The organism is Kluyvera georgiana ATCC 51603 (genome assembly GCF_001654985.1).
In the GTDB taxonomy this organism is placed as follows: domain Bacteria; phylum Pseudomonadota; class Gammaproteobacteria; order Enterobacterales; family Enterobacteriaceae; genus Kluyvera; species Kluyvera georgiana.
The window spans coordinates 1-25839 of sequence record NZ_LXEU01000081.1; the positions used below are offsets into that span (position 1 = coordinate 1).

Annotated in this window: 23 protein-coding genes and 7 tRNA genes; 2 read left to right on the forward strand and 28 right to left on the reverse strand. The window is 55.8% G+C overall.

Annotated elements, in window-relative coordinates; translation table 11 throughout:
• From rlpA to leuS, 10 genes are all read right to left on the reverse strand, one after another.
• Positions 1-823 (reverse strand): endolytic peptidoglycan transglycosylase RlpA (rlpA, locus tag M989_RS20060; protein WP_064548236.1); only part of this gene is annotated, 823 nt, incomplete at its 3' end.
• 10 nt (positions 824-833) lie between these two features.
• Positions 834-1946, reverse strand: a complete 1113-nt coding sequence (gene mrdB / locus M989_RS20065) for a peptidoglycan glycosyltransferase MrdB (RefSeq protein WP_064548238.1) — start codon at positions 1944-1946, stop codon at positions 834-836.
• Between the two features lie 2 nt (positions 1947-1948).
• Complete coding sequence (gene mrdA, locus M989_RS20070) at positions 1949-3850, reverse strand: peptidoglycan DD-transpeptidase MrdA (protein ID WP_064548241.1); 1902 nt, start codon at positions 3848-3850, stop codon at positions 1949-1951.
• Positions 3851-3876: 26 nt separating this feature from the next.
• The gene (gene rlmH / locus M989_RS20075) at positions 3877-4344 is read right to left on the reverse strand and encodes a 23S rRNA (pseudouridine(1915)-N(3))-methyltransferase RlmH (protein WP_064548242.1); all 468 of its coding nucleotides are present in this window, start codon (positions 4342-4344) and stop codon (positions 3877-3879) included.
• Between the two features lie 3 nt (positions 4345-4347).
• Positions 4348-4665, reverse strand: a complete 318-nt coding sequence (gene rsfS / locus M989_RS20080; RefSeq protein WP_064548405.1) for a ribosome silencing factor — start codon at positions 4663-4665, stop codon at positions 4348-4350.
• 263 nt (positions 4666-4928) lie between these two features.
• Complete coding sequence (locus M989_RS20085) at positions 4929-5537, reverse strand: adenosylcobalamin/alpha-ribazole phosphatase (protein WP_064548244.1); 609 nt, start codon at positions 5535-5537, stop codon at positions 4929-4931.
• 10 nt (positions 5538-5547) lie between these two features.
• On the reverse strand, positions 5548-6207 hold the full coding sequence (nadD, locus tag M989_RS20090) for a nicotinate-nucleotide adenylyltransferase (RefSeq protein WP_074398833.1): 660 nt from the start codon (positions 6205-6207) through the stop codon (positions 5548-5550).
• Positions 6200-7231, reverse strand: coding sequence for a DNA polymerase III subunit delta (gene holA, locus M989_RS20095; protein ID WP_064548248.1), 1032 nt, complete (start codon positions 7229-7231; stop codon positions 6200-6202). The genes nadD and holA overlap by 8 nt, the downstream gene beginning before the upstream one ends.
• Positions 7231-7803 (reverse strand): LPS assembly lipoprotein LptE, encoded by a 573-nt coding sequence (gene lptE, locus M989_RS20100; protein WP_064548250.1) that lies wholly within the window; start codon positions 7801-7803, stop codon positions 7231-7233. The genes holA and lptE overlap by 1 nt, the downstream gene beginning before the upstream one ends.
• A 14-nt stretch (positions 7804-7817) precedes the next feature.
• Entirely contained in the window at positions 7818-10400 is a 2583-nt protein-coding gene (gene leuS, locus M989_RS20105) for a leucine--tRNA ligase (RefSeq protein ID WP_157093582.1), read from the reverse strand.
• A 225-nt stretch (positions 10401-10625) separates the two neighbouring features.
• On the opposite strand from leuS, the gene M989_RS20110 reads away from it, so the two are divergent.
• A complete protein-coding gene (locus M989_RS20110) occupies positions 10626-11108 on the forward strand; it encodes a zinc ribbon-containing protein (protein WP_064548407.1) in 483 nt (160 codons plus the stop codon).
• Between the two features lie 101 nt (positions 11109-11209).
• Here M989_RS20110 and rihA read toward each other — a convergent pair whose 3' ends face one another.
• The 10 genes from rihA to miaB all read right to left on the reverse strand — a co-directional run bounded on the left by rihA (position 11210) and on the right by miaB (position 21575).
• A complete protein-coding gene (rihA, locus tag M989_RS20115) occupies positions 11210-12145 on the reverse strand; it encodes a pyrimidine-specific ribonucleoside hydrolase RihA (protein WP_064548255.1) in 936 nt (311 codons plus the stop codon).
• A gap of 118 nt (positions 12146-12263) precedes the next feature.
• Positions 12264-12989: an amino acid ABC transporter ATP-binding protein gene (locus M989_RS20120; RefSeq protein WP_064548256.1), complete on the reverse strand. Its 726-nt coding sequence runs from the start codon at positions 12987-12989 to the stop codon at positions 12264-12266.
• Positions 12989-13663, reverse strand: coding sequence for a glutamate/aspartate ABC transporter permease GltK (gltK, locus tag M989_RS20125; RefSeq protein ID WP_064548258.1), 675 nt, complete (start codon positions 13661-13663; stop codon positions 12989-12991). Before gltK ends, M989_RS20120 begins: the two co-directional genes overlap by 1 nt.
• A complete protein-coding gene (locus M989_RS20130; protein WP_064548260.1) occupies positions 13663-14403 on the reverse strand; it encodes an amino acid ABC transporter permease in 741 nt (246 codons plus the stop codon). The genes gltK and M989_RS20130 overlap by 1 nt, the downstream gene beginning before the upstream one ends.
• Before the next feature lie 166 nt (positions 14404-14569).
• Complete coding sequence (locus tag M989_RS20135; protein WP_064548262.1) at positions 14570-15478, reverse strand: amino acid ABC transporter substrate-binding protein; 909 nt, start codon at positions 15476-15478, stop codon at positions 14570-14572.
• A gap of 420 nt (positions 15479-15898) precedes the next feature.
• Complete coding sequence (gene lnt, locus M989_RS20140) at positions 15899-17437, reverse strand: apolipoprotein N-acyltransferase (RefSeq protein WP_064548265.1); 1539 nt, start codon at positions 17435-17437, stop codon at positions 15899-15901.
• 5 nt (positions 17438-17442) lie between these two features.
• Complete coding sequence (corC, locus tag M989_RS20145) at positions 17443-18321, reverse strand: CNNM family magnesium/cobalt transport protein CorC (RefSeq protein ID WP_064548409.1); 879 nt, start codon at positions 18319-18321, stop codon at positions 17443-17445.
• Positions 18322-18480: 159 nt separating this feature from the next.
• Positions 18481-18954: an rRNA maturation RNase YbeY gene (gene ybeY, locus M989_RS20150; protein ID WP_064548267.1), complete on the reverse strand. Its 474-nt coding sequence runs from the start codon at positions 18952-18954 to the stop codon at positions 18481-18483.
• Complete coding sequence (locus M989_RS20155) at positions 18951-19997, reverse strand: PhoH family protein (RefSeq protein WP_064548269.1); 1047 nt, start codon at positions 19995-19997, stop codon at positions 18951-18953. The genes ybeY and M989_RS20155 overlap by 4 nt, the downstream gene beginning before the upstream one ends.
• 153 nt (positions 19998-20150) lie before the next feature.
• On the reverse strand, positions 20151-21575 hold the full coding sequence (gene miaB, locus M989_RS20160) for a tRNA (N6-isopentenyl adenosine(37)-C2)-methylthiotransferase MiaB (RefSeq protein ID WP_064548271.1): 1425 nt from the start codon (positions 21573-21575) through the stop codon (positions 20151-20153).
• Positions 21576-21724: 149 nt separating this feature from the next.
• Between miaB and ubiF the strand changes: the two genes are divergently transcribed.
• Positions 21725-22894, forward strand: a complete 1170-nt coding sequence (gene ubiF, locus M989_RS20165; RefSeq protein WP_064548411.1) for a 3-demethoxyubiquinol 3-hydroxylase — start codon at positions 21725-21727, stop codon at positions 22892-22894.
• A gap of 118 nt (positions 22895-23012) precedes the next feature.
• Here ubiF and M989_RS20170 read toward each other — a convergent pair.
• The 8 genes from M989_RS20170 to asnB all read right to left on the reverse strand — a co-directional run bounded on the left by M989_RS20170 (position 23013) and on the right by asnB (position 25706).
• A tRNA-Gln gene (locus M989_RS20170) sits at positions 23013-23087 on the reverse strand.
• Between the two features lie 36 nt (positions 23088-23123).
• Positions 23124-23198, reverse strand: a tRNA-Gln gene (locus M989_RS20175).
• Between the two features lie 45 nt (positions 23199-23243).
• Positions 23244-23320, reverse strand: a tRNA-Met gene (locus M989_RS20180).
• A 16-nt stretch (positions 23321-23336) separates the two neighbouring features.
• Positions 23337-23411, reverse strand: a tRNA-Gln gene (locus tag M989_RS20185).
• A gap of 36 nt (positions 23412-23447) precedes the next feature.
• A tRNA-Gln gene (locus M989_RS20190) sits at positions 23448-23522 on the reverse strand.
• A 23-nt stretch (positions 23523-23545) separates the two neighbouring features.
• Positions 23546-23630 (reverse strand) — tRNA-Leu (locus tag M989_RS20195).
• A gap of 9 nt (positions 23631-23639) precedes the next feature.
• A tRNA-Met gene (locus M989_RS20200) sits at positions 23640-23716 on the reverse strand.
• A gap of 325 nt (positions 23717-24041) precedes the next feature.
• Positions 24042-25706 carry an asparagine synthase B gene (gene asnB / locus M989_RS20205; protein ID WP_064548273.1) on the reverse strand — a complete coding sequence of 555 codons (1665 nt, stop codon included), beginning with the start codon at positions 25704-25706 and terminating at the stop codon, positions 24042-24044.
• Positions 25707-25839: the final 133 nt, after the last annotated feature.

Consider the following 25839-nt stretch of genomic DNA (forward strand, 5'->3'; position numbering starts at 1 on the left):
GTGCGGTGACCGGTGCTGTCGCCGGAGCGGCAGTGGCCGCTGGCGCTGATTCTTCAAGTACGCCGCTATTTAACGGTGTAGGGGCGCCGAGGAAACCGCCGCTTTTGACCGGAGCACCTTCGCCGCTGTCGGCAGCGGTTAGCGTATCGTTACTGATCGCGCGTACGTCGCCCTGCGGCGCAGCGGCCTGCGGGGCGGAGGAAACGCTGCCCATGCCGCCGCTCAGGTCAGGGCGGCTCGGCAGCGCATAGGTCTGTTTTGCCACCGTTGTACAAGCCATACCGGGGCCGGAGAGTGAACCATCCTGGGCGACGATAATCGGATCGATGCGGACTTTGGTGTTGTTTGAGGTGTTCAGGCGATCGGCCGCCGCGCGGGAGAGTGAAATGACGCGATCGTTGCCATACGGCCCGCGATCGTTAATGCGTACCACGATCATCCGGCCATTCGCCAGGTTGGTAATTCGCGCATAGCTCGGCACCGGAAGGGTCGGGTGCGCGGCGGTGAGCTGCGTCGGATCAAAGGTTTCGCCGATGGCCGTCAGGTTGCTGCCCGGTTCGGCATCATAGATGGCGGCCAAACCAGACTGGCTGAAGTTAGATGGATCCTGGACAATTTTGTATTTCTTGCCGTCGCGTTCGTAATCCTGATTCGCCGTCGCGTTCAGAGGTTCAAAGCGTGGATCGGCCCCGCTGATTTCCACCGTAGGACCATTACATACCGCAGGTTGTGGTGCGGAGACGGTTTGTTGCTGAACATCATCACTCGAACAAGCCGCCAGCAGCCCTGCCGCTATGCAGATCCCAAGCCATTGCTTACGCATTGAGCACCCCTTAGACGCTTTTTGACAACATTTTCCTGTGGGTGTGTATCGACATCACGATACCAAACCCGGCCATCAGTACGATCAGGGCCGAACCCCCGTAGCTGACCAACGGTAGCGGTACGCCAACCACCGGTAAGATGCCACTTACCATACCAATATTTACGAAGACATAAACGAATAAAATCAGCATCAAACCACCGGCCATCACGCGGCCAAAGGTGGTTTGCGCCTGGGCGGCAATCCACAGGCCGCGCATAATCAGCAGCACGTACAGCGCCAACAGAATCAGAATGCCGATAAGCCCCAGCTCTTCCGCCAGTACGGCAAAGATAAAGTCGGTATGGCGCTCTGGCAGGAACTCGAGCTGTGACTGCGTACCGTGCAGCCAGCCTTTACCGCGAAGGCCGCCGGAGCCGATGGCGATTTTGGATTGAATAATGTGGTAGCCCGCGCCCAGCGGGTCTGATTCCGGATCCATCAGCATCATCACGCGCTGCCGCTGATAGTCGTGCATCAGGAAGAACCAGAGTATCGGGATAAAGCAAGCGACCAGCACCACGGCGACCAGAATCAAACGCCAGCTCAGGCCCGCGAGGAACAGCACAAACAGGCCAGAAAGCGCGACCAGAATGGAGGTGCCAAGGTCGGGCTGTGCCGCAACCAGCAGCGTCGGCATGAAAATCAGCACCAGCGCGATGCCGGTGTTTTTCAGCGTCGGCGGGCAGACGTCGCGGTTAATAAAACGGGCGACCATCAACGGAACGGCGATTTTGGCAATTTCGGACGGCTGGAAACGCACAATTCCGAGATCCAGCCAGCGCTGTGCCCCTTTAGAGATGGCGCCGAAGGCGTCAACCGCCACCAGCAAAATGATACAGATGATATACAGCCAGGGCGCCCAGCCTTCGTAGACGCGCGGCGGAATCTGCGCCATCACCACCATGATAACCAGGCCCATGGCGATCTGGCCGATTTTACGCTCCGTCATCCCCATATCCTGGCCGCTGGCGCTCCAGATAACCAGCGCGCTGTAGGTCAGCAGCGCCAGCAAAATCAGCAGCATGGCGGGGTCGATATGGATTTTATCCCAGAACGATTTTTTGTTCGGATTATCCGTCATGATTATTGGTCCTCCGACGCGGCCACAGCAGGGTTCTCGGTCGGTAATTCGGTGTTGTTGTCGCCCAGCATAATGTGGTCAAGAATCTGACGCATGATGGTACCGACAGCCGGGCCCGCACCGCCGTTCTCCAGGATAATCGCCACGGCGACCTGAGGATCGTTATACGGCGCAAAAGCGGTCATTAATTTATGGTCACGCAGACGTTCTGCGATACGGTGCGCATTATAGGTTTCGTTGGCCTTCAGGCCAAAGACCTGCGCCGTACCGGATTTCGCCGCGATTTTATACGGCGCACCGGCGAAGTATTTGTGCGCGGTGCCGTTTGGACGGTTGGCAACGCCGTACATCCCGTCTTTAGCAATTTCCCAGAAGCCGGAGTGAATATCGCCAATTGGCGGCTCTTGCGGCTGCGTCCACGGTACTTTTTTGCCTTCTTCGACGGTGCTGGCCAGCAGATGAGGCGTTTTGATGATGCCATCGTTAATCAGGATCATCAGCGCTTTGCTCATCTGGATAGGCGTCGCTGTCCAGTAACCCTGGCCGATCCCGACAGGAATGGTATCCCCCTGATACCAGGGCTTTTTAAAGCGTTTTAGCTTCCATTCACGGGTTGGCATGTTGCCGGAGCGCTCTTCAGCAAGGTCAATGCCGGTATAATCGCCGTAGCCAAACTTGCTCATCCACTCTGACAGACGGTCAATACCCATATCATAGGCGACCTGGTAGAAGAAGGTATCCGCCGACTCTTCCAGCGCCTTGGTGACGTTCAGGTGGCCGTGGCCCCATTTTTTCCAGTCACGATAGCGTTTTTCTGAGCCCGGTAACTGCCACCACCCAGGGTCAAACAGGCTGGTGTTGCGGTTAATCACGCCCGCACTCATGGCGGAGACCGCGACATACGGTTTCACCGTGGAGGCCGGAGGGTAAACCCCCTGGGTGGCGCGGTTAACCAGCGGCGTGTTTGGGTCGTTTAACAGGCCGCTGTAATCTTTGCTGGAGATGCCGTCGACGAACAGGTTCGGGTCGTAGCTCGGCGTGGAAACCAGCGCCAGAATGCTGCCGGTGCGTGGATCGGTAACCACCACGGCGGCACGACTGCCCGCCAGCAGCGTTTCAATATACTGCTGGAGTTTGAGATCGAGCGTCAGGTAAATATCATGCCCGGCCTGCGGTGGTACTTCTTTAAGCTGGCGAATCACGCGGCCGCGGTTGTTGACTTCAACCTCTTCGTAGCCGGTTTGCCCGTGCAGCATATCTTCGTAATAGCGCTCAATACCCAGCTTACCGATATCGTGGGTCGCGGCGTAGTTAGCTAGCTTGCCGTCTTTATCCAGGCGATCGACGTCTTTATCGTTAATTTTGGAAACATAGCCGATCACATGGGTCAGGGCGGAACCGTAAGGATAGAAGCGGCGCTTATAGCCCTTGACCTCAACGCCCGGGAAACGGTACTGGTTGACGGCAAAGCGCGCCACCTGCACTTCCGTGAGGTTGGTTTTAAGCGGAATAGAGGTAAAACGATGAGAACGGGCACGCTCTTTTTTAAAGGCGGCGATATCGTCATCGCTCAGGTCGACCACGTCGCGCAGACCATCGATAGTCTGTTGAACGCTATCGACTTTCTCCGGCATGATTTCCAACTGATAGATGGTACGGTTCAGCGCCAGCGGGGTGCCGTTGCGGTCGTAAATAATGCCGCGGCTTGGCGCGATGGGCACCAGCTTAATGCGGTTTTCATTAGAGCGCGTCTGATAGTCGGTGAAGCGAACGATCTGTAAATTGTAGAGGTTGGCAATCAGCACGCCGGTAAGCAGCAAAATTCCCAAAAAAGCGACCACCGCCCGGCGCACAAAAAGCGCGGACTCTGCCGTATAGTCGCGAAAAGAATTCTGTAGTTTCATTCGCTGCTTAATCTACCTGGGTCTCATTACTCGCGGTGGTAAGGGTGGTTGGTGGTAATGCTCCACGCTCGATAGAGGCTTTCGGCGACCAGCACGCGCACTAGCGGGTGAGGGAGCGTTAATGTGGAGAGCGACCAACTTTGTTCTGCTGCGGCCTTGCATGCTGGAGAAAGTCCTTCCGGCCCGCCGATTAACAGGCTGACATCACGGCCATCGCCCTTCCAGCGTTCCAGTTCACGGGCAAGCTGCGGCGTATCCCAGGGTTTCCCGGGGATATCCAGCGTGACGATGCGGTTTTTTCCTGCGGCGGCGAGCATCATCTCGCCTTCTTTATCCAGAATACGCTTGATATCCGCATTTTTACCGCGCTTACCGGCAGGAATTTCCACCAGTTCGAACGGCATATCTTTCGGAAAACGGCGAAGGTATTCGGTAAAACCGGTTTGTACCCAATCCGGCATTTTGGTGCCGACGGCGACCAACTGCAGCTTCACAACTTAACCCCAGAGCTTTTCCAGCTCATACAGGCGACGGCTTTCTTCCTGCATGACGTGGACAATGACATCGCCTAAATCAACGACAATCCAGTCGGCAACGCTTTCGCCTTCAACGCCCAGCGGCAGCAGACCGGCAGCGCGGGACTCCTGAACCACATGATCGGCGATAGACATAACGTGACGGCTGGAGGTACCGGTGCAGATAACCATGCAATCGGTGATGCTGGATTTACCCTGAACATCGATGGTGACGATATCCTGACCTTTTAAATCATCAATTTTGTCGATTACAAAATCCTGGAGTGCTTTACCCTGCAAGTGTTCCCCCTGGGGTGTGAAGATAAACCATATAAAACAGCCTGACAGTATACCCGAACTGAAAATATTGTCGGGATAATAAATCACCAAACGGCCTTTCAGGCGGGCTATCATCCCATTCCTTTATGTCGATTGCATCGCCATTTTTGTAAAACAATCTCTGTCTACAAATGCTGGAGGGGGATGATTCAGGCTGCGGAGAATAACAGTCTAATAATTAGTGTCAATGGGTTGGCTCTGCCCGGAGGCAGAAATCGGTTTTATTACTCATCCGGTAGCCAAATCGCTCGGCTGTTGAGCACCCTGAGCGTGGTAAATTCTGGCGTAAAATCAATGATGCTCCACGCGCCGTGGTCGATGCGAAAATGCCACATACTGGCCGTCGGCATGCCCAATAGCCGCGCCGTTAACAGACTCAGTACGCCCTGATGGCTGACGACAAGTAAATTTTGATACGGGTAGCGCGCCAGTTCGCTGGTGAAGTCGGCCACACGACGGGAAAAGTCGGGAAAACCTTCACCGTTGGTTGGCGCGACGTGCTGCCAATCTGCGCACCAGGCCGCGTAGTTCTCTTTATCTTCAACCTGCAGGTCGCGCTGATGGCGCATTTCCCAGTCACCGAAAAACATTTCGTTGAGCAGCGGGTTTGAGGTTAGCGGAATGTCACGTTCGCCCAGCAGCAGCCGCGCAGTATGCTGAGTGCGTTCAAGCTCGCTGCACATCACATGATCGAAGGGAACCTGCTGCAGCATCTCACCAAGGCGCTGCGCCTGCCGTTGGCCTTTGGCCGTGAGCGGCGTTGGCGTGTGGCCGCTGTACAGGCCCGCTACGTTGGCTTCGGTTTCGCCGTGGCGGACTAACCAGAGTTTCATGCTGCTTCCTCTATGCGCCGTGGTGGTACAACCCCTGCTGCATGATGTAGGTGAGCACCGCTTCCGGCATCATCTCATCGCAAGGTTCATCATTTTCCAGCCGTTCGCGAATCAGCGTGGCGGAGACATCAAACCATGGCGTTTCAGCAAGGTAGATTTTCCCCGCAGGCTGGTTGTGCAACTCTTCAATATTGCTGGTGAGGTGCTTGTCCAGCCAGTGCTGATGCTCTTCGTGCTGCATGGTCAGCGGGTAACCCGGACGGCGGGTTACCAGCAGGTGGGCGTTGTCGAGAATCGTTTCGTAGCGATGCCAACTGGGGAACGTGAGCAGTGAATCCTGGCCAATAATAAAGGCCAGCGGCCGATCCGGCCCCTGTTCCGCGCGCCACTCCTGGAGCGTGTCCGCCGTAAAGGAGGGCGTATCGCGGCGCAGCTCGCGTTCGTCGAGCACAAACAGCGGTTTATCGGCAATCGCCAGCTCAACCATGAGTTTGCGCTGTTCACTGGTGGCCTCAGGCTGCGGACGATGCGGTGGTACGTTGTTGGGCATAATGATGACCCTGGACAGACCAATCTGGTTGGCCAGAATCTCAACCGGCTTCAGGTGACCGTAATGGATGGGATCGAATGTCCCGCCGAAAAGCGCCTGTAGTTTTGCCATATCATCCATCGATAAATACGTCGGCTAGCGCTTTATGACAAAGCAGTAGCGACAAACTTTCCAGCTCAGCCCAGATGGACTGACCGTAATCCTGTTTTAAGGTGAGCTCCGCGCGGCTGAGCAGGGTCACCGCCTGGCGCAACTGCGAAGCGCTCAGACGATTGACCGCCTCACCAACCATCGCCCGGCGGTTTTGCCAGACCCGGTGTTTATCAAACAGCGAACGCAGCGGCGTGTGCGCGCTCTGGCGCTTTAAGGTCACCAGCAGCAGCAGCTCGCGCTGTACCGTGCGTAGCAGGATCACCGGCTCGCTGCCTTCAAGCCGCAGTTGCTGCAGAATATGCAGTGCGCGTTTGCTCTTCCCGGCCAGCAGGGCATCCACCCAGTGGAACGGCGTAAAGTGCGCGGCATCATTGACCGCTTGCTCTACGCGCGGCAGCGTGAGTTTGCCGTCCGGCCACAGCAGCGACAGACGCTCCAACGCCTGCGCAAGCGCCAGCAGGTTGCCTTCATAGCAGTAGCACAGCAGCTGGCTGGCAGGTTCATCCAACTGGAGGTTGTTCTGTTTGGCGCGGTTGGCTAGCCAGCGGGGCAGTTGGCTGGGCTCCGGCGTCTGGCAGCTAATTTGCACAGCGCGGTTGGCCAGCGCCTGAATCCAGGCGGCATTCTCCTGCGATTTTGTCAGTTTGTTGCCACGTACGATCAGCAATAGATCGTCGTGCAGCAGACCTACCAGCGTGGCCAGCTGTTCATTGATGGCGGCGTTTGGGCCGTTTTCTGGCAGCAGCAGGAGCAGGGTTTGACGGCTGGCAAACAGACTCATCGCCTGGCACAAAGAGAAGATCTCGTTCCAGTCGGTGCTGGCATCCAGCGTCATGGTATGGTGCTCGATAAAACCCTCGCTGACGGCAGTATGCTTTATCGCATCCTGGCTTTCCTGAAGGAAAAGGGGGTCATTACCGAGCAGGAGATACGCCGCGCGCAGCCCTTCAGAGAGCTGCGCGCGGAGTTGTTCTGGGTACAACCGAATCATCAGTTACCCAGAGTGGTAGAGACGCGAGAGCCGTTATTGGATGCGGACGCCGCATCCGCTTTGCTCTCTTTCACATCAGCAATATGCACGCTTGGCAGCTTACGAATCAGCTGTTCGGCAGCTTTCTGGTACATCTCTTTCACGATCAGGTTCTGTTCGTTGTCTTTTGCCAGCGCCTGTTGCGGGTTGTCAAAGAACGAACGGTAGACCTTGGTGGAGATCGGGAAGATATCCTGACCCGGGATCAACACCGAAGCGTTGACCGTCATGACCATCTGGTATTCTGCCGTTTGACCATTCTGGAATACCGACGCGGTATCCTGGGAAAGGTTAACTGAACCCAGGCGCAGCGATGGCACATCCTGACGAAGCGTGCTCTGATCAAGCACCGTAATGTCATTGCTTCTCAGTTGATCGCGCACCGCGCGGCTCAGCGGACCGTTTGGATCGCTGGACTGAAGGATCAATGTTTTCATTTCGTCCGGCACCTGCGTGGTACTACGCAGATGCCAGCCGCATCCGGCGGTGACCAGCACCGCCAAAGATAACAACAATGTTGTCAGATATCGCACGCTTCCTCCCGCGCTTAGCCTACGACCAGGTTAAGCAGTTTGCCCGGTACGTAGATGACTTTACGTACGGTTACGCCCTCAAGGTATTTCGCGACCAGATGTTCCTGGCCTGCGCGTTCACGCACCTGTTCTTCGGTTGCATCGACCGCAACGGTGATTTTCCCGCGCACTTTACCGTTAACCTGCACAACGACCAGCGTGGTGTTTTCCACCATCGCTTTGTCGTCAGCCACCGGCCACGGCGCGTTATCGATATCGCCTTCGCCGCCCAGTTCCTGCCACAGGGTAAAGCACACGTGCGGGGTGAACGGGTTAAGCATACGCACGACGGCCAGCAGCGCTTCCTGCAGCAGCGCGCGGTCTTGTTCGTCTTCCTGCGGCGCTTTCGCCAGTTTGTTCATCAGCTCCATGATCGCTGCAATTGCGGTGTTGAAGGTCTGACGGCGGCCGATATCATCGGTCACTTTGGCAATGGTTTTATGGACGTCGCGACGCAGCGCCTGCTGATCTTCGCTCAGCGCTTCGACGTTCAGTGCCGCTACCGGGCCGCGCGCGGTGTGCTCGTAAACCAGTTTCCACACGCGCTTCAGGAAGCGGTTTGCCCCTTCAACGCCGGATTCCTGCCATTCCAGGGTCATATCTGCTGGAGAAGCAAACATCATGAACAGACGCACGGTATCTGCGCCGTAGCGCTCAACCATCACCTGCGGGTCGATACCGTTATTTTTGGACTTAGACATTTTGCTCATGCCGGTGTACACCAGCTCATGGCCTGCCGCGTCCTTCGCTTTCACGATACGACCTTTCTCGTCGCGCTCAACGATAGCATCAACCGGAGATACCCAGTTACGTTCGCCATTGTCGCCCACGTAGTAGAAGGCATCGGCCAGCACCATGCCCTGACACAGCAGCTGTTTCGCCGGTTCGTCAGAGTTGACCATGCCCGCGTCGCGCATCAGCTTGTGGAAGAAGCGGAAGTAGAGCAGGTGCATGATGGCGTGTTCAATACCGCCAATGTAGATATCAACCGGCAGCCAGTAGTTTGCGGCTTCGGGATCCAGCATGCCTTCGTTGTACTGCGGGCAGGTATAGCGCGCGTAGTACCAGGAAGACTCCATAAAGGTATCGAAGGTGTCGGTTTCGCGCAGCGCAGGCATACCGTTAACGGTGGTTTTCGCCCATTCGGGATCGGCTTTGATTGGGCTGGTGATACCGTCCATAACCACGTCTTCCGGCAGAATCACCGGCAGTTGATCTTCCGGGGTCGGCAGCACGGTGCCGTCTTCCAGGGTCACCATTGGGATGGGGGCGCCCCAGTAACGCTGACGGGAAACGCCCCAGTCGCGCAGACGGTAGTTTACTTTACGCTCGCCAACGCCTTTCGCGGCCAGCTTGTCAGCAATGGCGTTGAAGCCCGCTTCAAAGTCCAGACCGTCGAATTCGCCGGAGTTAAACAACACGCCTTTCTCGGTCAGCGCCTGCTCTGAGAGATCCGGCGCGGTGCCGTCGGCGGCCAGAATAACCGGTTTGATGGTCAGACCGTATTTGGTCGCGAATTCGTAATCGCGCTGATCGTGACCCGGAACCGCCATGACCGCGCCGGTACCGTATTCCATCAGCACGAAGTTAGCCGCCCAAACCGGGATCTCTTCACCAGTCAGCGGATGAACCGCTTTAAAGCCGGTGTCGACGCCTTTTTTCTCCATGGTCGCCATATCGGCTTCGGCCACTTTGGTATTACGGCATTCGTCGATGAAAGCCGCCAGCGTTGGGTTATTCTCTGCCGCTTTCTGCGCCAGCGGATGACCTGCAGCCACCGCCAGGTAGGTTGCACCCATGAAGGTGTCCGGACGGGTGGTGTAGACGGTCAGCGTGTTGTCGTAACCGGTCACGTCGAAGGTGATTTCCACGCCTTCAGAGCGGCCGATCCAGTTACGCTGCATCGTTTTCACGGTGTCAGGCCAGTGATCCAGGTTATCCAGATCGTTCAGCAGCTCGTCAGCGTAGGCGGTGATTTTGATAAACCACTGCGGGATCTCTTTACGCTCAACTTTGGTGTCGCAGCGCCAGCAGCAGCCGTCGATAACCTGTTCGTTCGCCAGTACGGTCTGGTCGTTCGGGCACCAGTTGACCGCAGAAGTCTTCTTGTACACCAGGCCTTTTTTATACAGCTCGGTGAAGAACTTCTGCTCCCAGCGGTAGTATTCCGGGGTACAGGTCGCCAGCTCGCGGCTCCAGTCGTAGCCGAAGCCCAGCATTTTGAGCTGGTTTTTCATGTACGCGATATTGTCGTACGTCCACGGCGCGGGTGCGGTGTTGTTTTTCACCGCCGCACCTTCAGCAGGCAGGCCGAACGCATCCCAGCCGATGGGCTGCAGCACGTTTTTGCCCAGCATGCGCTGGTAGCGAGCGATCACGTCGCCGATGGTGTAGTTACGAACGTGGCCCATGTGTAGTCGACCAGAAGGATAGGGAAGCATCGACAGGCAGTAATACTTCTCTTTGCTCTCGTCTTCGGTAACTTCAAATGTGCGCTTCTCATCCCAGTGAAGCTGGACTTTCGATTCTATCTCTTCCGGGCGGTATTGCTCTTGCATGGCAGCCAGTGATCCTGTTTTCAATACAGCTACAAATGTAGCCAATAGATGTGGTATTTCAGATCCGCATAGCATAGCCCAAACGTGCACGTCAAAACAGCCTTTCGCACGTTAAGGCGGTGAAAAGCCGCGCGGGTAATTTCTGAACTCTGTGGCGAAGCTGGCAAAGCGATTAACAAATAACGGCTATTATTAGAAGAGGTTAACTGGCTGGGAGAGGAAATGATGAACAAGGTTGCTCAAATTTACCGTGAACTGGTCGCAACGCTGACCGAACGTTTGCGTAACGGCGAACGCGATATCGACGCGCTGGTGGCCCAGGCGCGGGCGAAAGTCGCGCAAACCAGCGAGTTAACGCGCAGTGAAATTGACGAGCTGCTGCGCGCCGTGCGTCGCGATCTCGAAGAATTTGCGATGAGCTACGGTGAAAGCCAGGAAGACGACTCCGATAGCGTTTTCCTGCGGGTGATTAAGGAGAGTCTCTGGCAGGAACTGGTGGATATTACCGACAAGACACAGCTGGAATGGCGCGAGGTATTCCAGGATTTGAATCACCACGGCGTATATCACAGCGGTGAGGTGGTCGGGCTAGGGAATCTGGTATGTGAAAAGTGCCATTATCACCTGGCGGTGTACACGCCGGACGTGCTGCCGAGGTGCCCGAAGTGCGGGCACGATCAGTTCCAGCGTCGGCCGTTTGAGCCGTAATCACGCGCGCCGGATGGCGACGCGATGCGTCTTATCCGGCCAGGAAGGATAGGTCACCGTAAGCCGGATAAGCGTGAGCGCCATCCGGCATTTTTGTGGCGTCAGGCGTAGAAAGCCAAACGTTCCGCCAGCAGATCAACGAACGCCCCACGGTCGACATCCACCATCACCGTCGCATTCGGCTTATTCCCCGTCAGGAAATAATAATCCACTACCGTCATCCCCTGGGTGTATTTCCCCTGTGTTTCTACGCCAACCCAACGCTCAACGGTGGTGAAAATCTCGGGCTTGAGCAGCCAGGCGATAGTGCACGGGTCGTGCAGCGGCGCGCCGACAAATCCCCATTTTTCATCTTTGTGGTATTCCATAAAGAAGTCCAGCAGTTCGGCGACGATGGTGGAAATGGGATTGCCAATGGCGCGGAAACGTTCGATATCGGCGGCGTGAATCTGCGCTTTATGGGTGACGTCCAGCCCGGCCATCACCACGGGAATGCCTGACTGGAAGACGATTTCTGCCGCTTCCGGGTCGACGAAAATGTTGAACTCAGCGGCGGGCGTCCAGTTGCCCAGCGCCATCGCACCGCCCATGATCACAATGCGGGCGATTTTCGCGTGCAGTTCAGGATGGGTGTTCAGCAGGAGCGCCACGTTGGTCTGCGGGCCGGTAGAGACGATGGTGACTGGCTGCGGGCTCTCGCGTAGGGTTTCTGCCATTAGCTCAACGGCAGTGCAGCTTTGCGGGGCGAATGACGGCTCGGGCAGCGCCGGGCCGTCAAGGCCGCTTTCGCCGTGAACGTTATCGGCGATAATCAGTTCGCGCATGAGCGGTTTCACCGCGCCGCCAGCCACCGGGATATCCGTGCGCTTCAGCAGCGTCAGCATACGCAGGACGTTGCGCAGAGTCTTCTCCGGCGTCTGGTTACCCGCGGAAGAGGTGATAGCTTTGACTTCAAGCTCAGGAGACGCCAGAGCGAGGACGATAGCGATCGCGTCATCATGACCCGGATCGCAATCAAGAATAATCGGCAGTGCCATAGCAGTTCCTTGTTCGCGTTATTTTGTGACAAGGGTAAGGCTTGCTAGTGGAATGAACGAGCAGATAGACGTTAAAGCGTGATGCAGCGCGCACTCTGCCGAGTGCGCGCCGGGGAGGTTAGTGCAGGATTTTGGCGAGGAAGTCTTTGGCGCGCTCCGATTTCGGATTGGCGAAGAACGCTTCTTTTTCAGCATCTTCGACGATTTTGCCTTCGTCCATAAAGATAACCCGGTTCGCCACTTTACGGGCAAAGCCCATTTCGTGGGTCACCACCATCATGGTCATCCCTTCGTTGGCCAGCTCGACCATCACGTCCAGTACCTCGTTGATCATTTCCGGATCGAGCGCCGACGTCGGTTCGTCAAACAGCATTGCTACCGGATCCATACACAGCGCTCGGGCAATTGCCACACGCTGCTGCTGGCCGCCGGACAGCTGCGCCGGGAACTTGTTGGCATGCGCCGACAGCCCAACGCGTTCCAGCAGCTTCAGCCCTTTATCGCGGGCCGCGGCTTTGTCGCGCTTGAGCACTTTGATCTGTGCCAGCGTCAGGTTTTCGATAATCGACAGATGCGGGAACAGTTCGAAATGCTGGAACACCATACCGACGTGAGAACGCAGCTGTGCCAAATCGGTTTTCTTGTCGTTCACCTTCGTACCGTTGACCAGGATTTCGCCCTGTTGCACCGGTTCGAGGCCGTTAACGGTCTTAATCAGGGTGGATTTACCGGAGCCGGACGGCCCGCACACCACCACCACTTCGCCTTTTTTCACTTCCGTGGAGCAGTCGGTCAGCACCTGAAAGTGACCATACCATTTAGAGACGTTTTTCAGGGTAATCATTATACGGTCCTTTTCTTCAAGTAGCTGACCAGCAGCGAAGCGCTAAGGCTAATCACAAAATAGACAAAACCTGCAAACAGAATCATTTCGACCTGGGTGCCATCACGCTCACCAATGGTTGAGGCGGTACGGAAGAAGTCTGCAAGGCTCAGAACGTACACCAGCGAGGTATCCTGGAACAGGACGATCCCCTGAGTCAGCAGCAGCGGCACCATGGCGCGGAAGGCCTGCGGCAGAATGATGAGCTTCATCGATTGCCAGTGGGTCATCCCCAACGCCAGCGCGGCGCTGGACTGGCCGCGGGAAATGCTCTGGATACCGGCACGGATAATCTCGGAGTAATAGGCGGCTTCAAACATGGAGAAGGCCACCATCGCTGAGATGAGGCGAATATCGCTTTTCGGCGACAGCCCCAACACGTTTTGCAGGAACCCGGGCACGATCAGATAGAACCACAGCAGCACCATCACCAGCGGGACGGAGCGGAAAACGTTAACGTAAGCCTTGGCAAACCAGGCAATCGGTTTGAACGCGGACAGGCGCATCACCGCCAGCAGCGTGCCCCAGACAATCCCCACCACCACTGCGGTGACGGTAATTTTGAGGGTGATAACCAGACCTGCCAGCAGGTAAGGCATCGATGGAACAATCGAACTCCAGTCAAACTCGTACATTATTTACCCCCCAGGTTGCCCGGCAGGCGGATTTTGCGTTCCACCAGCGCCATCACCAGCATAATCACGGCGTTGATGAAAACGTAAGCGAGGGTGATTGCCGTAAAGGATTCCCAGGCGTGTGCAGAGTAATCGAGCAGTTTGCCGGCCTGCGCTGCCATATCGACCAGACCAATGGTGGACGCGATGGCCGAGTTCTTCACCAGGTTCATCATTTCAGAGGTCATGGGCGGTACGATTACGCGATAAGCGTTCGGCAACAGCACGTAACGGTAGGTTTGTGGCAGGGTCAGGCCCATCGCCAGCCCAGCGTTTTTCTGCCCGCGCGGCAGCGATTGAATGGCGGCTCGCACCTGCTCGCAGACGCGCGCGGCGGTGAACAGACCCAGACAAATCATCGACGAGAGGAAGAACTGGATGTTGGGATCCAGTTCGGATTTAAACCACATGCCGAGGTCTTCCGGCAGTAATTCCGGCACCACGAGATACCAGGTAAAGAACTGTACGATAAGCGGCACGTTACGGAACAGTTCGACGTAGCAGGTACCGATAGCCGATAAGAATCGGTTCGGAACGGTACGTAGAATCCCGAACAGTGAGCCAACGAAGAACGCGATAATCCACGCGGTGATGGATAGCGCGACGGTGACCTGGAAGCCGCTCCATAGCCAGCCGAGATAGGTGGTGTTGCCGAATGGGGCCTGTTGTAAAAAGATTCCCCAGTTCCAGTCTATTGACATAATGAACTCCCGAAAAAAAAGGGTAGCAGTTCGACCTGCTACCCTCGAAGATTGTTGAACAGCGTTTTGCGGTATTCAGGCCAGGTGGGGAACGACCACCTGACATATAGTCTGTCCGTGCTGAACCACAATCGAGAGGGCAGATTCTTCCGCCCCGTATTTTTTATTAGTTAAGTGCTTTGTCGTTAGGCGTTTTGAACAGCGCTTTCATCTCGTCAGAGAGTTCAAAGTTCATGTTCAGGTTTTTCGGTGGAATCGGGTTTTTAAACCATTTTTCAAACCATTTGGTGGCTTCACCGGAGGTTTGCGCTTGAGCGATGGTATCGTCCATCAGCTTTTTAAACTCAGGGTCGTCTTTACGCAGCATACAGCCGTAAGCTTCCTGGGACTGCGGTTTGCCGACGATCTCCCAGTTGTCTGGTTTCTTGGCTTTAGCACGTTCACCGGCCAGCAGGGCATCATCCATCATAAACGCCACCGCACGACCGCTTTCCAGGGTACGGAAGGAGTCACCGTGGTCCTTGGCGCTGATGATGCGCATATTCATTTTTTGCTCGTCATTCAGCTTGTGCAGCAGAATTTCAGAGGTGGTACCGGAGGTGACGACAACGGCTTTGTCTTTCAGATCCGGGAAGTCTTTAATCGGGCCGCCTTTTTTCACCAGCAGTCGCGTACCGACGACGAAGATGGTGTCAGAGAAGGCCGCCTGTTTCTGGCGTTCAAGGTTGTTAGTGGTGGAACCACATTCGAAATCGAAGGTACCGTTTTGCAGCAGTGGAATACGGTTCTGCGAGGTGATCGGAATTAATTTCACCTGCAGGTCCGGTTTGTTGAGCTTTTTCTTCACGGCATCAACGATGGCGTTGGAGTAGTCCTGAGAGTAACCGACCACTTTTTGCTGGTTGTCGTAATAAGAGAATGGCACGGATGATTCGCGGTGACCGACGACGATGACGCCGTTTTTGGCGATTTTAGCGAGCGTACCGCCTGCGGCGGGTGCCGCATCTTCCGCATGCGCCAGGCCAGCAGACATCCCCAGAACCAGCATTGCTGTGGCAAGCTTACGTAATTGCATATCCAACTCCTTCATCCTCTGCGACGTTGCCGCATAGATACCCATTGTGAATGTTGTGTTGTTATCACTGCGTCTTTAGCGTGCAGCGTTATGTGTGTTTGTTAGCATTTAGTTTGGCTTAATGTAAATATTTTGCTGCTTTATTGTTTATTTTTGCGAGGCGTGCCGCACCGCTTTGAGGCAAAAATCGCAGTTTGCACAATAATGGTGCTACCGATGCCATGTTGTGGTGCAACTTGGTTGCGCCGGTAGGGAATGTGCAGCCTCTTGATTATATTAAGCAATTGGCGTGCCAGAATGAGGTTTTGGTGACGGGGGAGGTGTAGGCCTGATAAGCGGAGCGCCATCAGGCTCGGTGCGATACAACTGCCGGATGGCGGCGTACCGCCTTATCCGGCCTACATTGGATAGTGCAATCTTTTATTTGCGGCGTTGACGCAGGCTCATCACCAGCGCGCCAAAGCCGAACAGCAGGGTAATCAACCACACCGTCCAGTCGCCGGTTCGCGCGTACGGCGTCAGGCCGACGGTCGGCGTGACTTTGGTGGTTAGCACCTGGCGGGTGAACTGCGGGATCATCGCCTGAATCTCACCGCGCGGACCAATGACGGCGGTAATGCCGTTGTTGGTGCTGCGCAGCAGCGGGCGCGCAAGCTCCAGCGCGCGCATCCGCGCCATCTGGAAGTGCTGCCACGGGCCGATGGACTTACCAAACCACGCATCGTTAGAGATGGTTAGCAGGAAGTTAGTATCCGGGCGGAAGTTGTCGCGCACCTGCTGGCCGAGAATAATCTCGTAGCAGATCGCGGCGGTGAGCTTCAGATTATGCGCCTGCAGCTGCGGCTGAATGTACGGCCCGCGGCTGAAGGATGACATTGGCAGGTCGAAGAACGGTGCCAGCGGACGCAGAATCGACTCCAGCGGCACAAACTCGCCAAACGGCACCAAGTGGTTCTTGTTATAGCGGTTGCCGGATTCGTAGCTGTATGGGCTGTCTTTGCCCAGCGTGATAATGGTGTTGTAGGTGTCGTAGCGATTCTGTTTGTTGAGGCGCGAATCGACGATACCGGTAATCAGCGTGCTGTCTTTGGCTCGCAGTAAATCATCCATCATGCTGAGGAAACGCTGCTGGTTAATTTCCAGATCCGGAATGGCCGACTCCGGCCAGATAATCAGCTGCGATTTGCCCATCACCTGCTCGGTAGCGTCGAGGTAGATTTTTAGCGTGTTCAGCAGTTGTTTTTCGTCCCACTTCAGCGCCTGTGGGATGTCGCCCTGGACCAGCGAAACCTGAGTGGTTTTGTCGGTTTGCAGGGTATACCACTGGATGTAGCGCAGCGGGAAGGGCAGGGAGAACAGCACCACGCCGACGACCAGCGGACGCCAGTGACGGGTGACCAGCGCCAGCACCAGCAGGCCGCTCACCATCATCAGCAGGAAGTTAATCGCCTCAACGCCCATCAGCGGCGCCAGCCCTTTCAGCGGGCCGTCAATCTGGCTGTAGCCAAACTGCAGCCATGGGAAGCCGGTCAGCACCCAGCCGCGCAGGAACTCGGTCAACTGCCAGACGACCGGCGCGGCAATCGCCACGCGCAGCCAGTTCGTTTTCGGCCACAGGCGCGACAGAACACCGGCAAACAGGCCGGTGTACAGCGACAGATAAGCCGCCAGCAGCACCACGAGGAAGACGTTGACCGGGCCGGGCATGCCGCCAAACTGCGCGATGCTGACATAAACCCAGTTGATGCCGGTGCCAAACAGGCCGAAGCCCCAGAAATAACCAATGGCCGCAGCCTGCACCGGGCGACGGTTGAGCGTCAGCCCCTGCAGGCCCATCAGCGAGATAATCGCCGCAGGCCAGATGTCATAAGGAGAAAAAGCCAGCGTACCGCTGGCTCCGAAAAGTAGCGCCAGCAGCAGGCGAATGCGCTGGCGTTCAAGCAATGAGGCAAATGCCATGGAGATTATTCGTCCAGTTTCGGTTGGGGGGAATCGTCCGGAATCTTAACATGAACCTGAATAATACGACGGCTGTCAGCCATCGCCACCTTAAACTGGTAACCATCAATGTCGATGGTTTCCCCACGCGCCGGCAGATGACCGAAGGCCTGCATCACCAGCCCGCCGATGGTATCGACCTCTTCATCGCTGAAGTGGGTGCTGAAGGCATCGTTGAAGTCTTCGATAGAGGCCAGCGCGCGCACCGTCCAGGTGTGGCGGCTGAGCTGACGGAAGTCGATATCGTCCTCTTCGTCATACTCGTCTTCGATTTCGCCGACGATAAGCTCCAGAATATCTTCGATAGTCACCAGGCCCGAAACGCCGCCAAACTCATCGATAACGATGGCCATATGGTAGCGCTGGGAGCGGAACTCCTTGAGCATACGGTCAACCCGTTTGCTTTCCGGTACGACAACCGCGGTGCGTAACACTTTATCCATGCTGAAGGCTTCGGCGTCGCTGCGCATAAACGGCAGCAGATCCTTGGCCATCAGAATCCCTTCAATGTGATCTTTGTCCTCGCTGATAACCGGGAAACGCGAGTGGGCGGACTCGATGATGACATCAAGACATTCGTCCAGGGTCTGGTTGCGTTTCAGGGTAATCATTTGGGAGCGCGGGATCATGATGTCGCGGACGCGCTGGTCGGCAATATCCATTACCCCTTCGAGCATGTCGCGCGTATCTTCATCGATAAGCTCGTTTTGCCCGGAATCACGGATCAGCGCCAGAAGATCGTCACGGTTTTTCGGTTCACCGTGGAAAAGCTGGCTGAGTAAGAGGGAGAAGAATCCCTTTTTGCTGTTTACTGTGTCACTACTGTGTGAATTGTCGTCGCTCATGGCGTCGTTTGGGTTCTCATGTTGATTAAACTGTCGCTCGTCGCGCGTAAATTCAGCGCCGGACGGCATGTTTTGCCTGATGGCGCTTACGCTTATCAGGCCTGCAAAATGCATGAATGTAGGCCGGATAAGGCGCAAGCGCCGCCATCCGGCAAACTACTATTCTGCAATCTTCTCGGAAATGTACGGATCCTCATAGCCCAGAGCAAGCATTATCTCTGTCTCGAGGCTTTCCATCTCTTCCGCTTCCTCATCTTCGATGTGGTCATAGCCCAGCAGATGCAGGCTGCCGTGGACAACCATGTGCGCCCAGTGGGCTTCCAGCGGTTTGCCTTGCTCAACGGCTTCCTGCTCCACCACCTGACGGCAGATGATCAGATCGCCCAGCAGCGGCATCTCCATTCCCGGTGGCGCCTCAAACGGGAAGGAGAGGACGTTGGTCGGTTTATCCTTACCGCGATAGGTGAGGTTCAGTTCATGGCTCTCAGCTTCATCCACCAGGCGAATCGTCACTTCTGATTCCTCCTGAAACTGCGGGATAACGGCATCCAGCCAGCGCTGGAACTGACTTTCTTCTGGCAGGCCGGTGTTGTTTTCACAGGCCAACTGGAGATCGAGGATCACCTGACTCATTTCTGCTCCTGCGCCTGAGCTTCGCGTTTACGTTCGGCGGCCAGCTCGGCTTTACGTTTTTGATCGGCTTCTTCCCACGCTTCATAAGCGTTGACGATGCGGGCAACCACCGGGTGGCGCACCACGTCTTCGCTGTGGAAGAAGTTAAAGCTGATTTCATCGACTTCGGCCAGTACTTCGATGGCGTGACGCAGGCCAGATTTGGTGCTGCGCGGCAGGTCAATCTGGGTGACGTCGCCGGTGATAACCGCTTTGGAGTTAAAGCCGATACGGGTCAGGAACATCTTCATCTGTTCGATGGTGGTGTTCTGGCTCTCATCAAGAATGATGAACGCATCGTTCAGCGTACGGCCACGCATGTAGGCCAGCGGCGCGACTTCGATGACGTTACGTTCCATCAGCTTCTCAACTTTCTCGAAGCCGAGCATCTCGAACAGCGCGTCGTACAGCGGGCGTAGATACGGGTCAACCTTCTGGCTTAAATCGCCCGGCAGGAAGCCGAGTTTTTCGCCCGCTTCAACCGCCGGACGGGTCAGCAGAATACGGCGAATTTCCTGACGCTCCAGCGCATCGACCGCTGCCGCCACCGCCAGGTAGGTTTTACCGGTACCGGCCGGGCCGATACCAAAGGTGATATCGTGATCGAGAATGTGGGCGATGTACTGCGCCTGATTAGGCGTACGCGGTTTGATCACACCACGCTTGGTTTTGATATTGATCGCTTTACCGTAGTCCGGCACGCTCTCGGCGCTTTGTTCCAGCACGCGCGCTTCTTTAATCGCCAGGTGGATCTGCTCTGGCTCAATGTCCTGAATCTGGCCGCGCATCGGGGCGGTATCCACATACAGGTTACGCAGAATATCGGCAGCGGCGGTCACGCAGATGGCGCGTCCCGTCAGTTTGAAATGGTTATCGCGGCGGTTGATTTCGATGCCCAGTCGTCGCTCCAGCTGTTTGATATTGTCATCAAACGGGCCACACAGGCTCAGCAGACGGGCATTGTCTGCAGGCTCCAGGGTAATTTCGCGAGTGTCTATGTTCAAACTGTTCCTCTTATGTCTGTATAGCCGTAGGACACGCGTCTTTGGCTCGTAAAGGAATTATTCACGCCGCAGTCAAAAGGCGCAAGCATTGCGATAAATATGGGGGTGGCAGGAGGAAATACAAGGCCCGCCAGAGCTGACGGGCCATGAAGATTAAGGCTGGTAGATTCCTACGCCCAGGTCGCTTTCTCTGCGGGTACGCGCAATGACCGACTCCGGCGTTTCAACCACACGCAGGCCCATCTCATCTTCGGTGCGCACCAGCTTGCCGCGCAGGGAGTTGGTGTAGACGTCGATGATTTCCACGTCGACAAACTTACCGACCATATCCGGCGTGCCTTCGAAGTTCACCACGCGGTTGTTCTCGGTGCGCCCGGTCAGTTCCATAATGCTCTTACGTGAAGTGCCTTCCACCAGGATACGCTGAACGGTGCCGAGCATGCGACGGCTCCAGGCCATGGCCTGCTGGTTGATGCGCTCCTGAAGAATGTACAGGCGCTGCTTTTTCTCTTCTTCCGGTACATCGTCGACCATATCGGCTGCCGGCGTGCCTGGACGCGCGGAGAAGACAAAGCTAAAGCTCACGTCAAAGTTCACATCGGCAATCAGCTTCATGGTCTGCTCGAAGTCCTGGGGCGTTTCTCCCGGGAAACCGACGATAAAGTCGGAGCTTATCTGAATATCCGGACGCGCGGCGCGCAGCTTGCGGATAATCGATTTGTACTCCAGCGCGGTGTGCGGGCGGCCCATCAGGTTCAGCACGCGGTCGGAACCGCTCTGAATCGGCAGGTGCAGGAAGCTCACCAGCTCCGGCGTGTCGCGATAGACTTCGATGATGTCGTCGGTGAACTCGATCGGGTGGCTGGTGGTGAAACGCACGCGGTCGATCCCGTCAATGGCGGCCACCAGGCGCAGCAGTTCGGCGAAGGAGCCGGTGGTGCCATCGTAGTTCTCACCGCGCCAGGCGTTAACGTTCTGTCCCAGCAGGTTGACTTCACGCACGCCCTGAGCGGCCAGTTGGGCAATCTCAAACAGGATGTCGTCGCACGGACGGCTGACCTCTTCACCGCGGGTATACGGCACCACGCAGTAAGTGCAGTACTTGTTACAGCCTTCCATGATGGAAACGAATGCGGTCGGGCCTTCGGCGCGCGGTTCAGGCAGACGGTCAAACTTCTCGATTTCCGGGAAGCTGACGTCAATCACCGGGCGACGATTGTTGCGTACGGCGTCAATCATTTCTGGCAGACGGTGCAGCGTTTGCGGCCCGAAAATAATATCTACGTAGTGGGCGCGTTGGCGAATGAGTTTGCCTTCCTGAGACGCAACGCAGCCGCCGACACCAATAATGACCTTTGGGTTTTTGGCTTTGATTAATTTCCAGCGGCCTAACTGGTGAAAGACTTTCTCCTGCGCTTTCTCTCGAATTGAGCAGGTGTTCAGCAGCAAGACATCGGCTTCTGCTGCGTTTTCAGTCAGTTGATACCCATGAGTGGCATCCAGCAGATCGGCCATCTTTGATGAATCGTACTCGTTCATCTGACAGCCCCAGGTTTTAATATGGAGTTTTTTTGTCATCGCCTTGCTCTTGCTCAATTATGAATAGCCAACATTGCCGGGCGCGTATTGTAATGCTTTGACGCGGTTGTGACCAGCCTGGCGGATATTCGCCGTAAAGGACAAAAGTCCGGTAAACTTAAGGGATTCGGCTTTAAGGATAATAAATGATGACAATTCGACATACTGACGTTGCCGTTATCGGCGGTGGGATGGTCGGCGGCGCGCTAGCGTTAGGTCTGGCGCAGAATGGTTTTTCGGTTGTGGTGCTGGATAAAGCCCCACCTCCGGCATTTGATCCGACGGCTCAGCCGGACGTGCGCATTTCCGCCATCAGCGCCGCATCTGTGCAGCTGTTACGCAGTCTGGGCGTCTGGGACGCCGTACTGGCGATGCGTGCGCATCCTTGGCGGCGTCTTGAGACCTGGGAGTGGGAGACCGCGCACGTGGTGTTTGATGCCGCCGAGCTGAAGCTGCCAAACCTTGGCTATATGGTCGAGAACAATGTTTTACAGCTGGCGCTGTGGCAGGCGCTGGAGGCGCATCCGCAGGTCACGCTGCTGCACGGCAGTGCGTTAAACGAAATACACGGCCAGCATCTGCATCTGGCGGATGACACTGAGATTGTTGCTCGTCTGGTGGTCGGTGCCGACGGGGCGCAGTCGCAGGTGCGGCAACTGGCGGGTATTGGCGTGCACGGCTGGCAGTATCCACAATCCTGTATGCTGATTACCGTCAAGTCCGAAAACGAACCGGGTGACAGCACCTGGCAGCAATTTACACCAACCGGGCCGCGCGCCTTTTTACCGCTTTACGATAACTGGGCCTCATTGGTGTGGTACGACACGCCGGCACGAATTCGTCAGCTTCAGTCGCTGACGATGGCGCAGCTCCAGCGGGAAATCATTGCGCATTTTCCGGAACGTTCAGGAAAAGTTACCCCGGTTGCTGCGGCGGCATTTCCGCTCACCCGTCGGCATGCGCAGCACTATGTTCAGGCCGGGCTGGTGCTGGTAGGCGACGCCGCGCATACCATTCATCCGCTGGCGGGGCAGGGCGTGAATCTGGGTTACCGTGACGTTGATGCTTTGCTGGATGTTCTGACAAACGCACGTAGCGTCGGCGAAGACTGGGCTAGCCTGCAGGTGCTGCAACGCTATCAGTCCCGTCGACGCGTGGATAATCTGCTGATGCAAAGCGGCATGGATCTGTTCTACGCCGGTTTCAGCAACGATCTCGGCCCGCTGCGAGTTTTGCGTAATGTGGGATTAATGGCGGCACAGCGGGCGGGCGTATTGAAACGTCAGGCGCTGAAGTACGCGCTGGGGTTGTCGTTGTAGTCCGGATAAGGCAGCGCTGCCATCCGGCACGCTGCCTGATGGCGCTTTGCTTATCAGACCGACGAGATTCTGGAAGGGGCAAAAACAAAAAAAGCTCGCCGAAGCGAGCTTTAAAATTTGGCTGGGGTACGAGGATTCGAACCTCGGAATGCCGGAATCAGAATCCGGTGCCTTACCGCTTGGCGATACCCCAACGGGTGCATTCACTGATGTGAACGACTTTTAAAATTGGCTGGGGTACGAGGATTCGAACCTCGGAATGCCGGAATCAGAATCCGGTGCCTTACCGCTTGGCGATACCCCAACAAATTGTTTTTGGATAACCGGGTAAACCCGGCACTCCGGAATATGGTGGCTACGACGGGATTCGAACCTGTGACCCCATCATTATGAGTGATGTGCTCTAACCAACTGAGCTACGTAGCCAGATTGTTTTCTTCGATGGCTGGGGTACCTGGATTCGAACCAGGGAATGCCGGTATCAAAAACCGGTGCCTTACCGCTTGGCGATACCCCAATACCGTCGCGGTGAACCGCAAATATCGAAGAAAAATGGCTGGGGTACCTGGATTCGAACCAGGGAATGCCGGTATCAAAAACCGGTGCCTTACCGCTTGGCGATACCCCATCCGTGCAACGCTTACTGGTGAATGGTGCGGGAGGCGAGACTTGAACTCGCACACCTTGCGGCGCCAGAACCTAAATCTGGTGCGTCTACCAATTTCGCCACTCCCGCAAAAAAAGATGGTGGCTACGACGGGATTCGAACCTGTGACCCCATCATTATGAGTGATGTGCTCTAACCAACTGAGCTACGTAGCCATCTTTTTTTCGCGTTACCTTATCGGCGTTGCGGGGCGCATTATGCGTATTGAGCCCTGGACCGTCAACACCTTTTTCAATGAAATTCACCGGAATGTGACTGTTTGGTTAGGTTGCGAACAGCCTGGCGCATTATTCGGCAATTATTGGCTATTTACCGTTATCCCAAACGTAAAATAGACTCTTCGCAGTGCGTTGGCTAGTAGGTTCTGGCACCCGAATAAGAAATGACAGTTGTCACTGCAAACGTGGGTTTGCCGGCAGCAGAAAGGAGCAGGGCCCCAATGTCACCATCGGGGCCCTGCTATTCAGATATCGTGTTTACTTACTTATAGGCTGACTGATGCACGCCTACCGCACGGCCAGACGGATCGTCCATGGTTTTGAATGCTTCATCCCACTCAATGGCTTTTGCCGAAGAGCATGCCACGGACGGGCCGCCCGGTACGCATTCCGCAGCGCTCGGCACCGGGAACAGCTCTTCAAAGATTTCACGGTACAGGTAGCCTTCTTTTGAGCTCGGCGTGTTGTACGGGAAGCGGAAGTGCGCGGTTTCCAGCTGCTGATCGGTAACCTGTTTTGCCGCCACTTCTTTCAGCGTATCAATCCAGCTGTAGCCAACGCCGTCAGAGAACTGCTCTTTCTGGCGCCACGCAACGCTTGCCGGCAGATAGGATTCGAAGCACTCGCGCAGCACGTGTTTTTCCATTTTTCCGTTGCCGCACATTTTGTCCTGCGGGTTGATGCGCATTGCCACGTCGAGGAATTTTTTATCCAGGAACGGTACACGCGCTTCCACGCCCCAGGCGGACATTGCTTTGTTGGCTCGGGCGCAGTCGTACATATGCAGAGCCTGCAGCTTACGTACGGTCTCTTCGTGCAGTTCTTTGGCGTTCGGCGCTTTATGGAAGTACAGGTAGCCGCCAAATACTTCATCGGAGCCTTCGCCCGATAGCACCATTTTGATGCCCATCGCTTTGATTTTACGTGACATCAGGTACATCGGCGTGGAGGCGCGGATGGTAGTCACATCATAGGTCTCGATATGGTAGATAACGTCACGAATGGCATCAAGGCCTTCCTGCACGGTGAAATGAATTTCATGGTGCACGGTGCCGAGGTGGTTAGCCACTTCCTGCGCGGCTTTCAGGTCAGGTGAACCTTCCAGACCGACGGCGAAAGAGTGCAGCTGTGGCCACCAGGCTTCAGAGCGTTCCTGATCTTCAACGCGACGGGCGGCGAATTTTTTGGTGATAGCCGAGATAACCGAAGAGTCCAGACCGCCGGAGAGCAGCACGCCGTATGGGACGTCGGACATCAGGTGGCTTTTCACGGACTCTTCCAGCGCCTGACGGAGCTCATTTTTGTCGGTAACGTTGTCTTTTACCGCGTCGTAATCGAACCAGTCACGCTGATAGTACTGGCGAATTTCGCCGTCTTTGCTCCACAGGTAGCTGCCTGCCGGGAACTCCTGAATGGTGCGACAAACCGGGGTCAGCGCTTTCATTTCTGAGGCGACATAGAAGTTACCAAATTCATCATGACCCATATACAGCGGGATAATACCGATATGGTCGCGGCCAATCAGATACGCGTCTTTTTCGCTATCATACAGCGCGAAGGCGAACATGCCCTGTAGATCGTCAAGGAACTCGGGGCCTTTCTCCTGGTACAGCGCGAGGATAACTTCACAGTCAGATCCGGTCTGGAACTGATAGCGATCGGCATATTCAGCGCGCAGCGCCTGATGGTTGTAGATTTCACCGTTGACCGCCAGAGCGTGCGTTTTCTTTTCGTTATACAGCGGCTGTGCGCCGGCGTTCACGTCAACAATCGACAAACGTTCATGCGCAAGAATGGCTTTATCGCATGCGTAGATACCGGACCAGTCCGGGCCACGATGGCGCATCAGGCGGGAGAGCTCAAGCGCTTTTTTACGCAGCTCGCCCGCGTCAGTTTTAATATCCAGTACACCAAAAATAGAACACATAGACTTCTCCGTTAACCCTGTTGTGCTGTGTTGTTGTGTGGCGCTGCGCTATCGCGTTGCCCTTGCATGACTAAAAAAATGCCGTAAAGGCGGGGTCGGCGCAAGGGTTTTTCCGCCTCAGAAAGAAAAAATG

Bases quoted from the DNA above. Each gene is read 5' to 3' on its own strand.
- ubiF (WP_064548411.1), top strand. From the start codon at position 21,725: ATGACAATTCGACATACTGACGTTGCCGTTATCGGCGGTGGGATGGTC.
- rihA (WP_064548255.1), bottom strand. From the start codon at position 12,145: ATGGCACTGCCGATTATTCTTGATTGCGATCCGGGTCATGATGACGCG.
- asnB (WP_064548273.1), bottom strand. From the start codon at position 25,706: ATGTGTTCTATTTTTGGTGTACTGGATATTAAAACTGACGCGGGCGAG.
- M989_RS20085 (WP_064548244.1), bottom strand. From the start codon at position 5,537: ATGAAACTCTGGTTAGTCCGCCACGGCGAAACCGAAGCCAACGTAGCG.
- mrdA (WP_064548241.1), bottom strand. From the start codon at position 3,850: ATGAAACTACAGAATTCTTTTCGCGACTATACGGCAGAGTCCGCGCTT.
- gltK (WP_064548258.1), bottom strand. From the start codon at position 13,663: ATGTACGAGTTTGACTGGAGTTCGATTGTTCCATCGATGCCTTACCTG.
- nadD (WP_074398833.1), bottom strand. From the start codon at position 6,207: ATGGATGATATGGCAAAACTACAGGCGCTTTTCGGCGGGACATTCGAT.
- M989_RS20120 (WP_064548256.1), bottom strand. From the start codon at position 12,989: ATGATTACCCTGAAAAACGTCTCTAAATGGTATGGTCACTTTCAGGTG.
- ybeY (WP_064548267.1), bottom strand. From the start codon at position 18,954: ATGAGTCAGGTGATCCTCGATCTCCAGTTGGCCTGTGAAAACAACACC.
- leuS (WP_157093582.1), bottom strand. From the start codon at position 10,400: ATGCAAGAGCAATACCGCCCGGAAGAGATAGAATCGAAAGTCCAGCTT.
- M989_RS20135 (WP_064548262.1), bottom strand. From the start codon at position 15,478: ATGCAATTACGTAAGCTTGCCACAGCAATGCTGGTTCTGGGGATGTCT.
- corC (WP_064548409.1), bottom strand. From the start codon at position 18,321: ATGAGCGACGACAATTCACACAGTAGTGACACAGTAAACAGCAAAAAG.
- M989_RS20130 (WP_064548260.1), bottom strand. From the start codon at position 14,403: ATGTCAATAGACTGGAACTGGGGAATCTTTTTACAACAGGCCCCATTC.
- miaB (WP_064548271.1), bottom strand. From the start codon at position 21,575: ATGACAAAAAAACTCCATATTAAAACCTGGGGCTGTCAGATGAACGAG.
- lnt (WP_064548265.1), bottom strand. From the start codon at position 17,437: ATGGCATTTGCCTCATTGCTTGAACGCCAGCGCATTCGCCTGCTGCTG.
- holA (WP_064548248.1), bottom strand. From the start codon at position 7,231: ATGATTCGGTTGTACCCAGAACAACTCCGCGCGCAGCTCTCTGAAGGG.
- mrdB (WP_064548238.1), bottom strand. From the start codon at position 1,946: ATGACGGATAATCCGAACAAAAAATCGTTCTGGGATAAAATCCATATC.
- M989_RS20110 (WP_064548407.1), top strand. From the start codon at position 10,626: ATGAACAAGGTTGCTCAAATTTACCGTGAACTGGTCGCAACGCTGACC.